At 59.5% G+C, this 14,012-nt stretch carries 14 protein-coding genes; 4 read left to right on the plus strand and 10 right to left on the minus strand.

Annotation, left to right across the window (positions count from 1 at the left end; translation table 11 throughout):
* Positions 1 to 76: 76 nt before the first annotated feature.
* Entirely contained in the window at positions 77 to 1,042 is a 966-nt protein-coding gene (locus R1T46_RS04630) for a threonine/serine dehydratase (protein WP_317307492.1), read from the plus strand.
* Between the two features lie 56 nt (positions 1,043 to 1,098).
* On the opposite strand, the gene R1T46_RS04635 is transcribed toward R1T46_RS04630, so the two are convergent.
* From R1T46_RS04635 to R1T46_RS04670, 8 genes are all read right to left on the minus strand, one after another.
* Positions 1,099 to 1,389, minus strand: coding sequence for a hypothetical protein (locus tag R1T46_RS04635; RefSeq protein ID WP_041332943.1), 291 nt, complete (start codon positions 1,387 to 1,389; stop codon positions 1,099 to 1,101).
* Between the two features lie 54 nt (positions 1,390 to 1,443).
* Positions 1,444 to 1,914, minus strand: a complete 471-nt coding sequence (locus R1T46_RS04640; protein ID WP_317307493.1) for a hypothetical protein — start codon at positions 1,912 to 1,914, stop codon at positions 1,444 to 1,446.
* Complete coding sequence (locus R1T46_RS04645; RefSeq protein ID WP_317307494.1) at positions 1,915 to 2,373, minus strand: hypothetical protein; 459 nt, start codon at positions 2,371 to 2,373, stop codon at positions 1,915 to 1,917.
* A gap of 94 nt (positions 2,374 to 2,467) precedes the next feature.
* On the minus strand, positions 2,468 to 3,241 hold the full coding sequence (locus R1T46_RS04650) for an SDR family oxidoreductase (protein WP_317307495.1): 774 nt from the start codon (positions 3,239 to 3,241) through the stop codon (positions 2,468 to 2,470).
* 29 nt (positions 3,242 to 3,270) lie between these two features.
* Complete coding sequence (locus R1T46_RS04655) at positions 3,271 to 4,419, minus strand: acyl-CoA dehydrogenase (RefSeq protein WP_317307496.1); 1,149 nt, start codon at positions 4,417 to 4,419, stop codon at positions 3,271 to 3,273.
* Positions 4,420 to 4,432: 13 nt separating this feature from the next.
* The gene (locus R1T46_RS04660; protein WP_317307497.1) at positions 4,433 to 5,620 is read right to left on the minus strand and encodes an acyl-CoA dehydrogenase family protein; all 1,188 of its coding nucleotides are present in this window, start codon (positions 5,618 to 5,620) and stop codon (positions 4,433 to 4,435) included.
* Between the two features lie 443 nt (positions 5,621 to 6,063).
* Positions 6,064 to 7,245 carry an acetyl-CoA C-acyltransferase gene (locus R1T46_RS04665; RefSeq protein ID WP_273622671.1) on the minus strand — a complete coding sequence of 394 codons (1,182 nt, stop codon included), beginning with the start codon at positions 7,243 to 7,245 and terminating at the stop codon, positions 6,064 to 6,066.
* 72 nt (positions 7,246 to 7,317) lie between these two features.
* Positions 7,318 to 9,414, minus strand: coding sequence for a 3-hydroxyacyl-CoA dehydrogenase NAD-binding domain-containing protein (locus tag R1T46_RS04670; protein ID WP_317307498.1), 2,097 nt, complete (start codon positions 9,412 to 9,414; stop codon positions 7,318 to 7,320).
* A gap of 190 nt (positions 9,415 to 9,604) precedes the next feature.
* Here R1T46_RS04670 and R1T46_RS04675 point away from each other — a divergent pair, with 190 nt between their 5' ends.
* Complete coding sequence (locus R1T46_RS04675; protein ID WP_036211544.1) at positions 9,605 to 10,225, plus strand: TetR/AcrR family transcriptional regulator; 621 nt, start codon at positions 9,605 to 9,607, stop codon at positions 10,223 to 10,225.
* Positions 10,215 to 11,033 carry a hypothetical protein gene (locus R1T46_RS04680; RefSeq protein ID WP_317307499.1) on the plus strand — a complete coding sequence of 273 codons (819 nt, stop codon included), beginning with the start codon at positions 10,215 to 10,217 and terminating at the stop codon, positions 11,031 to 11,033. Before R1T46_RS04675 ends, R1T46_RS04680 begins: the two co-directional genes overlap by 11 nt.
* 4 nt (positions 11,034 to 11,037) lie before the next feature.
* Here R1T46_RS04680 and R1T46_RS04685 read toward each other — a convergent pair whose 3' ends face one another.
* Together R1T46_RS04685 and R1T46_RS04690 are read right to left on the minus strand one after the other, a co-directional pair.
* Positions 11,038 to 11,910, minus strand: coding sequence for an alpha/beta hydrolase (locus tag R1T46_RS04685; RefSeq protein WP_317307500.1), 873 nt, complete (start codon positions 11,908 to 11,910; stop codon positions 11,038 to 11,040).
* Between the two features lie 66 nt (positions 11,911 to 11,976).
* Positions 11,977 to 12,885, minus strand: coding sequence for an alpha/beta hydrolase family protein (locus R1T46_RS04690; RefSeq protein WP_317307501.1), 909 nt, complete (start codon positions 12,883 to 12,885; stop codon positions 11,977 to 11,979).
* Positions 12,886 to 12,995: 110 nt separating this feature from the next.
* On the opposite strand from R1T46_RS04690, the gene R1T46_RS04695 reads away from it, so the two are divergent.
* Entirely contained in the window at positions 12,996 to 14,000 is a 1,005-nt protein-coding gene (locus R1T46_RS04695; RefSeq protein ID WP_317307502.1) for a GlxA family transcriptional regulator, read from the plus strand.
* Positions 14,001 to 14,012 lie beyond the last annotated feature (12 nt).

A 14,012-nucleotide genomic window follows, 5' to 3' on the forward strand; every position in this document is an offset into this window, starting at 1 on the left:
GTTTAGTTTACCAAAGGCTTGATAGAAAACCTTGCCTGCATCATCGTTTGTAAAAGGGCGCAACGGAGAGCACACCATGACCAAACCAACCCTACCCGATGAATCCGGGATTCTGGAGGCGGAGCGGCGTATTCGACCATACCTGGGCGAAACGCCATTGCTACAGGTGCCTGATCTGGATGCCACCATGGGCCAGCCGCTGGGTTTGAAGTGTGAGAGCTTTCAGCGCACCGGCAGTTTCAAGGCTCGGGGTGCACTGAACTGGCTGCTGACCGCCAGTGCTGACGAACTCGAGGCTGGCCTGGTGACGGTGTCCGCCGGGAATCATGCAATCGGCCTGGCCTGGGCGGCGGCCATGCAGGATGTTCCGCTCACGGTGGTGATGCCGGAAGGTTCCAGCCCGTTGAAGATTCACCGCACCCGGGCGCTGGGCGCCGAAGTGATTGTGCACGGGAATATCCAGCAGGCGGTGGCGCTGTGCCATCAATTGCGGGATGACAAGGGGCGGACGCTGGTTCACCCTTACAATGATGTCCGCATCATGGCTGGACAGGGCACCGTTGGCCTGGAATTGCTGCGCCAGCAGTCGGATGTGGATCGGATACTGTGCCCCATCGGAGGCGGCGGTTTGATTTCCGGGCTGGGGCTGGCCATCAAGGCACAGCGGCCGGAAGTGGAGCTGATCGGCGTGGAGCCGGAGGGTGCGGCGACCATGTTTAACGCCTGGCACAAGCAGGATGCCAGCGCCAGCCTCGACTCGGTGGATACCTGGGCTGCCAGCCTGGCACCGGCGGTGGTGGGAAATTGTACCTATGCCGCCTCCCGCCAGGTGGTGGACCGGATTGTGACGGTTACCGAGGCAGGTATCAGGGAGGCGAGCAGACGCCTGCTGACCGAGGCCAAACTCTATGTGGAACCCGGTGCCAGCGTCGGCTTGGCGGCGGTACTGGAAAGCCAGGTTATGCCTGAATCAGAGAAGACTACAGTTCTGATTATTACCGGCGGCAACCTGGATCTGGAGCAGGTCGGTCAGTGTCTATGATCCTAGTTTAGTGAGCGCCATCGGTCTGGGAGAGCCTGGACACAATCTACGTAAGCTCAGTCTGCCACTCTCGGACCGGTAGGGTTGCAAGACTCTGTGTGCTCTAGACAAAGCTGTGCAATGTGATCCAGAAAATGGCTTTTATAAGGGTTGGTTTCCGGTAGCTTTGGCAGCCACCAGTTGTAGAGCAGAAGGTAGGTGTCAGACAGGGCACTTTGCACGGGGTCGTCGAGATTGGGTTTTGTCATCAAATGAGAGATAAGTGGAAACGGAAGGTATAGAAAGATACTCAGTACCAATACGAACGTTGCTGCAAAAATAAGCCCGTGTTTCTTTTTAGTGGTCATTGGAAATTCCTTTTTCAGTGGAGTTGGTTTTCACGAGAGCTTGAACCTTCAGAATCAATGCGAAGATTTATGGACCTTTCGATAGAAAAACCAGAAAACGAGAGCCGAAGTTACACCGAACAAAGCTCCGATCATTGCGAGCTTCTGAGCGTAAATTATCCAGCCCCATATAGTGGGAATCCCATCTACAGACGTCACCACGGCTTCGCCGAAGAAACGGCTTCGTCCGATTCCTGAATAATACGGGTCTTTTATGGGCCAGAATTTAAAGGCACTTGGAATAGTTGAACTCAAAAAACCGACAGTAAGCACTGGTATCAGGGTAAGCCTGCTTAGCCAACGGATAATCAATAAAGCCGGCAGGCTCAGAAACAGGAAATGCAGGCTTGTGAGCAATAGCGTCATGAGAAGCATTGAATGGAGAGGCCCGTCCATTCCTGAAGTACCGAGGACAAGTGCTAATGCAGTGACAATGACTGCAGGTGTGGCAACGCATGCGAGACTGGGTAAGATCACTGAGTTCATTCACCGATAGCTGATTTTGATGAGGGCGATTTTCGCGCGGGGGAATTGGGCCTTCTCAGTCCAGCTCGCGTAATCAGTCACGTCCGTTTGATTGAGTACCGTTCCTGCGTAGTTGCGTACCCAGCTTTCCTCAATCTTTTCTAAAAGGCACAGGTTGCCCTCGGCCTCTGTGAGGGGCTCGTAATCCAGTCGGGTGTTCGGAACTTCATTCGTATGGGGCCGTAAACTGGTTCGGGCTGGCACTTGATCGCGGTAGTACTCGGTTTGTTTGTGACCTACATGGATTAGGTCTTGATCTGCGGGTGCACTGATCCCCAACAGGTAGAAGAAGGCGCGATTCTTTTGGACCGGCTGCGCCTCAGCTAAAAGTACCTGGACTTTAGGGGTAGAGTCATCGAACCTAAGAGCAGTCAGCCATGTGGCCAAAATCGGCACTAGAATCAGGGGTAGGGATGGCATCGACACGATCCTTGTCTTTCAGCAAAACAGTGCATCTTCCATGACGCACATGAACTGGACTGAGTGTATCTGATTCGCTACCCGTCTGCATCGATCAGCTCACAAGCGTACCGCCATCCACTGCCAGGCATTGCCCGGTAATGTGTCGTCCGGCTTCAGACGCCAGCAACACCGCTGCACCTTTCAGATCTTCTTCGCCACCAAAGCGTTTCAGTGGAATGCGCTCAAGCATTTTGTCGCCTTGTGCATCCAACAGTCCCTGAGACATCTTGGACGGGAAGAAGCCTGGACAAAGCGCGTTCACATTGATGTTGTAATGACCCCATTCGGACGCCAGGGCGCGGGTGAAGTTCACCATGGCGCCCTTGCTGGTGTTGTAGGCGATGGTCTGCATGCCCTCCGGGTTGCCAGATAGCCCGGCAATGGAGGCGATATTGATCACCTTGCCGGTCTTGCGCGGGATCATGCAGCGCTTGCCGACGGTCTGGGTGAGGAAGAAGCTGGCGTTCACGTTCAGGTTCATCACCTTCATCCAGCCTTCAGGCGGGTAGTCTTCTGCCGGGGCGCCCCAGGTGGAACCGGCGTTGTTCACCAGAATGTCGATGTCGCCTAGCTGCTCGACCACCTGATCCACCACCTTGGGAATGCCTTCCAGATCGCCCAGGTCGGCGGCGATGGTCACCACCGTCACGCCCTGGCTTTCCAGGTGTTCTTTCGCCGCATCCAGCTCGTGCTGTTTGCGGGCGCTGATGGCGATTTTGGCGCCCAGTTCACCCAGCGCCTCGGCCATTTGCAGGCCAAGGCCACGGGAGCCGCCGGTGATGAAGGCGACTTTGCCGGACAGGTCCAGTAGTTGTTTTACGCTCATAGTCGATTCCTTGTTATCAGTCCGAAGGTTCAGGCGCTGGCGGCCAGCAGGCCGTCGCTGACTTGGGCCAGATGATGATCCGCGTCGCCGAACAGCAGGTTGATGGTGGTCAGCCGCTTGAACATGTGAGCGGCAAACATCTCGTCCGTCACGCCCATACCACCGTGCAGCTGCACACCTTCCTGTGCGACATAGCGGGCACCCTGGCCGACCAGGGTTTTTGCCATGGACAGGGCATTGCGGCGCTCGGCCCGGTCGTCGGAATCGGCGGTGTTGGCCGCCAGAATCGCCATGGATTTGGATTGTTCCGTCTGAATGAACATATCTGCCATGCGGTGCTGCAATACCTGGAATTTGCCGATAGGTACACCGAATTGCTTGCGGGTTTTGATGTAGTCCAGCGTGGTTTCGTTCATGGCTTCCATGGCCCCCACGGCTTCGGCACAGACCGCCGCAATGCCCAGATCGGTGGCTTTCTCAATGTGCGGGAACGCCTGGTCCAGCTCACCCAGAAGATTGTCGGCGCTGACGGCGACATTGGAGAAACTGATGTCTGCGATGCGGTAGCCGTCATGGGCGGCGTAGTCGTCAATTTTCACGCCTTTGGCATTGGCATCGACGATGAACAGGGACAGTCCGGTCTCATCATTGGTGTTGCCGCTGGTGCGCGCAGAGACGACCAGTTGGTCCGCCTGGCCGCCATGGATGACTGCGGTTTTCTGGCCGCTGACCATGAAGTGGTCGCCGTCCTTGCGGGCAGTGGTCTGTACCTGGCTCAGGTTGTAGCGCGCGCCGGGTTCGTAATGTGCAAAGGCCATCTTGCGCTCGCCGGAAGCGATCGCCGTCAGGTACTCGTCTTTTTGGGAGTCGTTGCCCACATCACGAATCAGCCCGCCGGCCAGAACGACCGTAGCCAGATAGGGCTCAACCACCAGGCCCCGACCGAAGTTTTCCATCACCACCATGGTGTCGACGGCGTTGCCATCCAGACCGCCAAAGGCTTCGGGGAAGGTGAACGCCAGCAGGCCCATATCCGCCAGGGCGGCCCAGGTGTTCGGGTCGGTGCCCTTGCCGGATTCGATGAAGGTGCTGCGCTTTTCAAAGCTGTACTCGTTGGTCACAAAGCGGCGCAACGAGTCGTTCAGCATTTGCTGTTCGTCGGTAAGATCGAAATTCATAAGACCGCCTCCTTTAAAGACCAAGCACGAGCTGGGCAATGATGTTGCGCTGGATCTCGTTGGACCCGCCAAAGATCGACAGCTTGCGCATGTTGAAGTAATCGCCGGCCGCCGGGGTAGCATCGATGGACCCGGCACGGGGGCCGTTGTAGTCCAGTTCCAGGGCGTCCGGAATGTGCGCAATGGCATCCTGTCCGGTGGCTTCCATCAGCAGTTCAAACAGCTTCTGGCCGATTTCGGTGCCACGGATTTTCAGGATGGACGCCTGCGGGCCGGGGCCGCGCTTGTCGGTCAGCACCCGAAGTACGGTCAGCTCCAGTGCACGCAGCTCGATATCCAGTTGCGCTAGACGATCGCGGAAACGAGTATTCTCGATCAGCGGGCGCTGGCCGTCCTGTTCCTCGTTGGCCACGACTTTCAGTCGCTTCATCAACGCTTTCCACTGCCCGACGTTCGCCAGACCGGTGCGCTCATGGCCCAGCAGAAACTTGGCGTAGGTCCAGCCCTGATTCTCTTCGCCGATCAGGTTCTCAGCGGGCACTTTCACGTTGTCGAAGTAGACTTCGTTAATCTCATGCTCGCCATCCAGCATGATGATGGGCTTCACATCAATGCCGGGGTCGTTCATGTCGATCAGCAGGAAGGAAATGCCTTGCTGCGGCTTGCCTTCGTTGCTGGTGCGTACCAGACAGAAGATCCAGTCGGCGTGCTGGCCCAATGTGGTCCAGGTTTTCTGGCCGTTGACGATGTAGTGATCGCCCTCGCGCTTGGCCGAGCAGCGTAGTGACGCGAGGTCGGAGCCGGAGCCCGGCTCGGAATAGCCCTGACACCACCAGTCTTCGCCGCTGAGAATGCCCGGCAGGAAGCGCTTCTTCTGCTCGTCGTTGCCGAAGGTCATGATCACCGGGGCGACCATGCGCAGGCCGAAGTCGAGCTGGCGCGGGGCACCGGCGAGGGCGCACTCTTCTTCAAAGATGATCTGCTCAATCGGGCTCCAGCCCGGGCCGCCGAATTCTTCCGGCCAGGTGGAGGCGCCCCAGCCTTTTTCATGCAGAATCTTCTGCCAGCGCTGGGTCATGTCTTTGTCGTGGCGCAGGCGTTTCTGGACGCGTTCGCGGATGTCGTCCGGGAGGTTGTCTTCCAGGAACTGGCGAACCTCGGCGCGGAAGGCCTCTTGTTCCGGGGTGTAATTCAGGTCCATGTTGCACCTCTTGTCTGATGGCTGAGGTAAATGGTTTTTTGGATTGTGAGTGGCCTGCGAGTTTTAATGCCTGGCCTTCTAACTCTGAGGCGGCGACGAATGGGTATCCCCTTTCAAAACACGCTCCTTCGGCCCATCCCTGGGGCGCTTGGACTCCGCCATCCATGGCTCCGTACAGTTTTGAAAGGGGATACCCATCCGACGCTTCGAGTGTGTTCGTGCCTATTCACACAAACTGCTTTGAGCTGTCATGGTCCATTGTGGAACCGCATCACCTGTTGGCCGCCGCACAAAATTATGGGCGGCTGTCGGGTAGGGGCATCCAAAACCGTGCGGAGCCATGGATGGCGGAGCTCGAGCGTCACATGGACGTGCCGAAGGAGCGAGTTTTGGATGCCCCTACCCGACAGGCGCTTCCCCCTTAGTCGAAGGCGAAAGAAGCCTTAGGCAACCTCAAACAACCCAGCAGCACCCATACCAGTACCGACGCACATAGTGACCACGACGTATTTTACGCCCCGGCGTTTGCCTTCGATCAGCGCGTGGCCGACCAGGCGGGAGCCGGTGGTGCCGTAGGGGTGGCCTACGGCGATGGCGCCACCGTTGACGTTCAGGCGGTCCATGGGGATGCCAAGTTTGCGCTGGCAGTACAGAACCTGCACGGCGAAGGCTTCGTTGAGTTCCCACAGACCGATGTCGTCGACGGACAGGCCGGCGCGTTTGAGCAGTTTGGGAACCGCGAAGACCGGGCCGATGCCCATTTCGTCGGGTTCGCAACCGGCAACCGCGAAACCACGGAAGATGCCCAGCGGAGTGGCGCCGCGCTGTTCGGCCACTTTGCTGTCCATCAGCACGCAGGCAGAGGCGCCGTCGGAGAACTGGCTGGCGTTGCCGGCGGTGACCACGCCGCCTTCCATTGCTGAGCGGATTTTACTGACGCCTTCCAGGTTGGTGCCCGGGCGGATGCCCTCGTCCTGGCTGATGGTGACTTCCTGGCTGCTGAGCTGGCCGGTGGCCTTGTCCGCCACGCCCATGGTGGTGGTGATGGGTACGATTTCGTCGTCGAACTTGCCGTCCTGGCGGGCCTGATCGGCCAGGTTCTGGCTGCGAACACCGTATTCGTCCATGTCTTCTTTCTTGATGTCGTAGCGCTTGGCCACGGTTTCGGCGGTGTCCAGCATGGACCAGTAGAGCTCAGGCTTATTCTTCGCCAGCCAGGGTTCCATGAAGTAGTTCTGGTTGACGTTGGCCTGCACGGTGGAGATGGATTCCACGCCGCCGGCGACCATGACCGGTACTTTATCCACAGCAATGTGGTGCGCTGCCATGGCGATGGCCTGCAGGCCAGATGAACAGAAGCGGTTGATGGTGGCGCCGCCAACGGTAACCGGCAGGCCAGCACGGATGGCACCCATGCGGGCCACGTCGTTACCGGTGGAGCCTTCTGGCAGGGCGCAGCCCATCAGCACGTCTTCGATCTCGTTGGGGTCGACCTTGGAGCGCTCGACCGCGTGCTGGATGGCGTGGCCCGCAAGGGTCGCGCCGTGGGTCATGTTCAGGCCGCCGCGCCAGGATTTGGCCAGGGGCGTGCGGGCGGTGGATACGATGACAACATCATTAGACATAACAATTCTCCTTCGTTCGAAGCGCCTGTTTATCGATAAAGGGCAGGCGCCCCGAGGGTATTGGTGGACCGGTTATTTAGCGTCGAAACCTTTGCCTTCTTCGGCACGCTTGGCCAGCAGGGCCGCCGGTTCCCAGAAACCAGGCTGGGTGTGGCGGTCTTTGGTGAAGGCCTGCATGGCGCGAACCACGTTGGGCAGCCCGACTTCCTCGGCGTAATGCATGGGGCCGCCGCGGAACACGGGGAAGCCGTAACCGGTCAGGTAGACCATGTCGATGTCAGAGGCGCGCTGAGCGATGCCCTCGTCCAGAATCTGGGCGCCTTCGTTCACCAGCGCATAAACGCAACGTTCAACGATTTCCTGATTGCTGATCTTGCGTGGTTTGATGCCCAGTTCAGCGCGGACTTCGTCCACCACTTTGTCCACTTCCGGGTCGTGCAGGGCGTTGCGGTTGCCCGGCTCGTAGCGGTAGAAACCGGCACCGGTCTTCTGGCCGTAGCGGCCCATTTCACAGATACGATCGGCCAGCACCATCTTCACCATGTCCGGGTTTTCTTCGTACTGGCGCTTGCGGATGGCCCAGCCGATGTCGCCGCCGGCCAGGTCGGCCATGCGCAGTGGGCCCATGGCAAAGCCGAACTTCTCGATGGCCTTGTCGATCTGCTGCACGCTGGCGCCTTCTTCCAGCATCAGCAGGGCTTCGCGCTGGTACTGGTTGATCATGCGGTTGCCGATAAAGCCGTCGCACACGCCGGAGACCACGGCGGTCTTCTTGATGGTCTTGGCGAGTTTCATGGCGGTGGCCAGTACGTCCTTGGCAGTTTTCTCGCCACGGACGACTTCCAGCAGCTTCATGATGTTGGCCGGACTGAAGAAGTGCAGGCCGATGACGTCTTCCGGGCGCTTGGTGAAGCTGGCGATCTTGTTCACATCCAGGGTGGAGGTGTTGGAGGCCAGGATCGCGCCCTGTTTGCACACTTCGTCCAGCTTTTCGAACACGGACTGTTTGACGCCCATTTCCTCGAACACGGCTTCGATCACCAGGTCGACACTGCTCAGGTCGTCATAGGTGAGGGATGGGGTCAACAGAGCCATCTTGGCCTTGGCGTCGTCTTCGCTCATGCGGCCTTTCTTGACCCGGCCTTCATAGACTTTCTGGATCGCTGCCACGCCCCGGTCGAGGCCTTCCTGCTTCATCTCGACCAGCGTCACCGGGATGCCAGCGTTCAGGAAGTTGATGCTGATGCCGGTGCCCATGGTGCCGCCGCCAATCACGCCGACGGATTTCACGTCACGGGTCGGGGTGTCAGAGGGCACATCCGCAATCTTGCTGGTCAGGCGCTCGGAGAAGAACGCGTGACGCAGGGCGCGGGATTCTGGCGTTTGCATCAGGTTGACGAACGCTTCGCGCTCCACTTCCATGCCCTTGTCGAACGGCATGGTGACGGCGGCTTTCACGGCTTCGACGCACTTCAGCGGGGCCGGGTAGTTCTTGGCCATGGCACCCACGGTGTTCTGGGTGAACATGAAGAAGCCTTCCGGGTTCGGGTGCTTGGCTTTCAGGTCGCGCACTTTTTTCAGTGGAAGGTTCTCGCTGACCACCTTGGTGGCGTAGGCAATGGCCGCGTCCAGCAATTCGCCGTCGACAATCTCATCGAACAGGGCGCTGCCCTTGAACTGTTTGGCAGGTACGACGCTGCCGGAGACGATCATATTTACAGCGTGCTCAGCTCCGATGACTCGTGGCAGGCGCTGAGTACCGCCGGCGCCTGGCAGCAGGCCCAATTTTACTTCCGGCAGGGCGATCTGCGCGTCCGGCTTGGCGATGCGGTAGTGGCAACCCAGCGCCAGTTCCAGACCGCCGCCCATGCAGGCGCCGCTGATGGCCGCAATCACCGGCTTGCGGCTGCTTTCCACGTAGTTGACTACCGTGTTCAGGTTGGGTTCGGCAAAGGCTTTGGGAGAGCCGAACTCGCTGATGTCGGCGCCGCCGGAGAAGGCACGGTCGGAGCCGATCAGTACCACGGCTTTCACTGCATCATCGGCTTCTGCCTGCTGGATACCGTTAACAATACCCCGGCGGAGTTCAAGGCCCAGGCCATTGACGGGCGGGTTGTCGAGTCGGATGACGGCGATGTTGCCGTTCACATCGTAATGGGCAGTACTCATGTAGCAGCTCCCTGATACTGGCATTGGATAGTAGGCGGTGTACGGAAGACCTGTTGAATTATCCATACACTGGTGTATTGTTTGTCCATACACTAATGTATGTTTTGGGCGGGGTCAACGCTTTCAACCATGGCTCCGCTGTTGATGTAGAATTCACACCCAACAGCCAGTAGCAGGACCAGATTCCACCATGACGGATGCCAAACCTCAGAAACGCCGCAGCCGCAAGACGCCGGAAAAAGCGCAGTTGACCCGCGACGACTGGCTGGATGCGGCCGCCGGCGAGGTTGCAGCCGGTGGTTTCAGCAACCTGAGGGTGCTGACCCTGGCAAAAAAGCTCGGTGTGACCCGTGGCAGTTTTTACTGGCACTTCAAGGACCACGAAGACCTGGTGGTGCGTTTCCTCAACCGCTGGCGGGACCGGCGTCTGCACGAGCTTCAGTACTGGAAACCCAAGGGTGGGGATGTCGAAACCGAATTGCGGCAAATTCTGGAACTGTTGCTCACGGATGCGTCCCGTAATATCCGTCGCCTGCAGGTGGAGCTGGCGGTGCGGGATTTTGCCCGCAGAAATGACTACGCGGCTGATCTGGTCACGCAGGTGGACGAAGCGCGCATCAACCAGAACTGCGAGCTATATGAACGGTTGAGCAGTGATCCCCAGCGCATTCGCGATCTGTCGCTGCTGATGTACGTGGCCACCATCGGCTCCCAGGTGGTGCTTACGGGGAAGAAGGGCGATGCTGAAACCATACGCCGGGTGGAAGACTTGATGGCGCGCGTGGCGTTGGGGCAGCGTGATGACGGTTAGATGGCTGGCCCTGATCCTGCTGGGGCTCTGTGCCGGTGCCGTTCATGCAGCCGGAGATGAATGTATGGACGGCGCCACCACTGAACTGGAACGGATGTATTGTCGCGTAGTGAGCGAAGGGCTTGGCGGGGGCTTGCCGTCCCCCACGGATTTCAAGCGCAACGATCCGCAGGTGCAGGCATTGCTTCTGCGGCGCCCTGCCGGGCGACTGGGCCTGGAAGTGCCTGAGCCGGGTGCTCCCGCGCAAGCCGACTCCAGCCCCGGATTGTCTGGCGCGGAACCGGAACCCGTTCGCGCCGGGCCTGAAGAAGACCCGCCGCAAAGCTGGTTGCTTTCGGATTGCCAACTGGAAGGCCAGCGCATTGCCTGTCCCCGGCAGCGCTATGATCTGGTCTCAAACCAACCCAACAGCCAGCTGGCGGAAGGGGCCCTGGCGGAGGATAACCGCCTTGGCCTGCGTCCGTTCGAGGGCAATCGCGATGATTCAGAGGCCGTGCGCCGATACCTCTCCAAGGCGTACGACCGCTACATCCCCGCGATGGTGGACATCGGCCTGGGCGCCAACACCATGAGCTTCACGGCGTTCCACAACGCCTTTCACACCATTGAGGATGGCGGCATCGACTTTGCCCGGCGCATGGAACAGACCTTCACCCTGCTCAAGCAGGACAAGAAGAATCTGGCGGTCAAGGCCCGTTATCACGATGAGCTTCCGCAGGACCTTTCCCTGTGCACGGTGATCAACCGCGAAATCGTGGTGTGCGACAACGTCGGTACCAACTGGGTCTACGTCAGCCCATCCAGGTAACGGCTCAGGCTGTGTCCAGGAAATCGTTGAGATACCCGGCGACGGCTTCGGGTTGCTCTTCCTGCAGGAAGTGACCTGCCTCCACCTCCTTCACTCGCAGGTCTGCGAAGCATTCCTCAACATGATTGAGGTACTCCGGAATGATCACCTTGTCCTTGTTGCCGTAAATATACAGGGCGGGCATGGGCCACGTATGGCCCGCCGTGGTGGCCCAGCGTTTGGCGTCTTCGTGGAAGGTGCGGTAGTAATTGGAGCTGGTACCCGGCGTTCCCGGAATCTGGAAGGTGCGCACGTATTCGTCGAATGCGTCCCGTGGAAACGGTTCGCGGTTCCAGGTGCGCAGGAAATGCCCCAGCCAGGCCTCTTCGGCGCCGGGAATCATCGCTTCAGGCAGGCCTGGCGTCTGCATGAAGTGCTGATACCAGTAGGCTGCACCGCTGCTGGCGCGGACCTTCTCGATCACTTCCTGGTTGCCCTTGAGGTTGTTGATGATGGCGATGTTCATGATCACCAACCTTTGCACCCGGTCGGGAATGGCCAGTGCGACTTCCTGGGCGACGATGCCGCCCCAGTCGTGGCCCACCAGCTGAAACTCATCAATACCGAGCTGGTCCAGCAGGCTGATCACATCCTGTGCCATTTCCTGCTTGCGGTAGTGTTCGATGTCCGGGCTGCGTTCACTGTCGCCCAACCCTCGCAGGTCGGGGGCGATGATGTGAAAACCCGCCTTCAGATACGCTGCCACGTGCTCCCAGCAGTAGGAGCTCTCCGGCCAGCCGTGGATCATCACCAGCGCCTTGCCACCGGGTGCCCCGCCTTCTCGCCAAGCGAAGCGTCCCCGGGGCGTTTGTCGCTGTTTTGGTTCAGACAGGTGCATGGCTGGGCTCCGTGAATGCGAATGGTACTGCTGCCAGACCATAAACGGACTGACGCAATCGCGCAATCAGAGGGTGTCCACCGGCCTGCCCAGATCCCGAAGCACCGTGTCTACAACCATGGGGCTCCATAGCAGGCGGTGGTGGCCCAGGCCACGGGTGCGGAGTACGTTGGCGTTTTCCCAGTTGTTGAAAACCCGTTCGCTTTCGTCTGGCGAGATGGAGGTGTCATCGTCATCAATGACCATCAGGCCTCGCTGGGTGAGGGTCCGTGACAGGGCTTCCAGGTCCAGTTGCTCCCAGACGGATTTGCCGAAACGCTCCTCCATCAATTGCAGATGCACCGCCAGAACGTCCTGACTCAGGCCGAGTTGACGGCCCAGGTTATCCATCACCGCCGTGAGGCTGACAGGGGGCGCCAGCATGACCAGATAATCAGGCTGAAGGCCGTCCGCGATTGCGCGGGCAGCGGCAATGCAGCCAATGGAATGGGCCAGCACCCCGTGGACCCGGCCGACGCTGGCCGCCACCCTGGCAACGACTTCGGCCATCTCGAACAGGTTGGTGCTCTCGCCCTGGGCACGGCCGTGGGCGGGGGCGTCGAACAGCACCACACGATAGCCGGCTTCCACCAGCGGGTTGACCCAGGCGCCGAACTGGATGCCGGCACCGGCCCAGCCGTGAACGCCCAGAATCACAGGCCCCTGGCCCCAGGAATACACCGGAATGGTCCGGGCGCCGTGCTGCAGCTGGGTATAGCTGTCAGCATTGTCCAGCAGGTATTCATAGCGGGATGGCATGGGCAGGCGCGAGGGCCTGAACGCCATGCGGTTAACCAGCCGGCCGGCTTTTTCAGGAGCCATTCGACCATAGAGTTGAAGTGCCAGGCGGATGGGCGAAAACCCCTTCGGGCCTTCAACCTTGTGGGTTGTCGGTCGCTCGAAGATCACTGATTGAGTGTTCAGTTGTGAGGTCATGGTGAAAGTCCTTCTTCCAGTGGTAGTGGATGACAGGTTCAGGTTAGGGCTTGCGGGTTGCCAGCAGGAGTGTCATATTTGACATATAAAGTGCTGAAAGGGCCATTTACATGTTCAACGTTGCCATTGTTGCCTTTCCCAACTGCCATGCCTCCGGTGTGCACGGCATCATGGATTTCTTCACCGTTGCCAACTTCTGCGGCCGCGCTCCGGCTGGCCGTAGCGAGCCCCTGTTTAATTGCCAGGTGGTGACGGTGGACGACCGGCCAGTCCGCGGGTACAGCGGTGCGGTGGTGACGCCAACCTGCAAGCGTGGGGATTTCGAGCCGGGCCTGATCGTGGTGGGCTCCTCGGTGGAAGCCGCCGTGGGCGCGGAACGGCTGGAGAAGACGCTCGCACCCTCAAGACCGCTTTACGGCTGGTTGCGGGAAGGCCTGGAGAGGGGCGCCGTGCTGGCGAGCGTCTGCACCGGCAGTTTCGTACTGGCGGAGGCGGGTTTGCTGGACGACCAGGTTGCCACCACCCACTGGCGGGCAGCGCCGCTGTTCCGTGCCCGCTATCCACACCTGCGCCTGGAGGAAGACCAGTTGCTGGTGGATAACGGCCGCATCATCTGTGCCGGCGGCGCCACGGCGTTTGTGGATCTGTGCAGTTACCTGGTGGAGCGCTTCTCGTCACCGGCGGTTGCCTTGGCCTGCAGCAAGATGCTGGTGCTGGACGGCCGCCGGGCGGAGCAAACGCCCTACATGGCCTTCTACAGCCAGAAGGCCCACCAGGATGACGCTATCCGCAAGGCACAGTCCTGGCTTGAACAGCACTACGCCGATGCACTGACCATCGACGAAGTGGCTGCCGTGGCGGGCCTTGGCACCCGCACCTTCAAGCGTCGTTTCAAGGAAGCCACTGGCGAAACCCCGATCGGCTACCTGCAGCATCTGCGGATCGAGGCGGCCAAGCACCTGCTGGAATCCAGCCGCGAACAGACTGCACGCATCATCTGGAGTGTGGGTTACGAAGATGCCAGTTCGTTCCGGAGGCTGTTTAAACGCACGGTAGGCTGTACCATGGAGCAATACCGCAAGCGTTTCAGCTATGTATCCCCAAAAGTAGCCTGATGCCCCGACCGA

Origin of the sequence: Marinobacter salarius (genome assembly GCF_032922745.1) — a bacterium.
Taxonomy (GTDB): domain Bacteria; phylum Pseudomonadota; class Gammaproteobacteria; order Pseudomonadales; family Oleiphilaceae; genus Marinobacter.

Bases quoted from the DNA above. Each gene is read 5' to 3' on its own strand.
- R1T46_RS04685 (WP_317307500.1), bottom strand. From the start codon at position 11,910: ATGCACCTGTCTGAACCAAAACAGCGACAAACGCCCCGGGGACGCTTC.
- R1T46_RS04670 (WP_317307498.1), bottom strand. From the start codon at position 9,414: ATGAGTACTGCCCATTACGATGTGAACGGCAACATCGCCGTCATCCGA.
- R1T46_RS04695 (WP_317307502.1), top strand. From the start codon at position 12,996: ATGTTCAACGTTGCCATTGTTGCCTTTCCCAACTGCCATGCCTCCGGT.
- R1T46_RS04660 (WP_317307497.1), bottom strand. From the start codon at position 5,620: ATGGACCTGAATTACACCCCGGAACAAGAGGCCTTCCGCGCCGAGGTT.
- R1T46_RS04640 (WP_317307493.1), bottom strand. From the start codon at position 1,914: ATGAACTCAGTGATCTTACCCAGTCTCGCATGCGTTGCCACACCTGCA.
- R1T46_RS04645 (WP_317307494.1), bottom strand. From the start codon at position 2,373: ATGCCATCCCTACCCCTGATTCTAGTGCCGATTTTGGCCACATGGCTG.
- R1T46_RS04665 (WP_273622671.1), bottom strand. From the start codon at position 7,245: ATGTCTAATGATGTTGTCATCGTATCCACCGCCCGCACGCCCCTGGCC.
- R1T46_RS04650 (WP_317307495.1), bottom strand. From the start codon at position 3,241: ATGAGCGTAAAACAACTACTGGACCTGTCCGGCAAAGTCGCCTTCATC.
- R1T46_RS04690 (WP_317307501.1), bottom strand. From the start codon at position 12,885: ATGACCTCACAACTGAACACTCAATCAGTGATCTTCGAGCGACCGACA.
- R1T46_RS04655 (WP_317307496.1), bottom strand. From the start codon at position 4,419: ATGAATTTCGATCTTACCGACGAACAGCAAATGCTGAACGACTCGTTG.
- R1T46_RS04675 (WP_036211544.1), top strand. From the start codon at position 9,605: ATGACGGATGCCAAACCTCAGAAACGCCGCAGCCGCAAGACGCCGGAA.
- R1T46_RS04635 (WP_041332943.1), bottom strand. From the start codon at position 1,389: ATGACCACTAAAAAGAAACACGGGCTTATTTTTGCAGCAACGTTCGTA.
- R1T46_RS04680 (WP_317307499.1), top strand. From the start codon at position 10,215: ATGACGGTTAGATGGCTGGCCCTGATCCTGCTGGGGCTCTGTGCCGGT.
- R1T46_RS04630 (WP_317307492.1), top strand. From the start codon at position 77: ATGACCAAACCAACCCTACCCGATGAATCCGGGATTCTGGAGGCGGAG.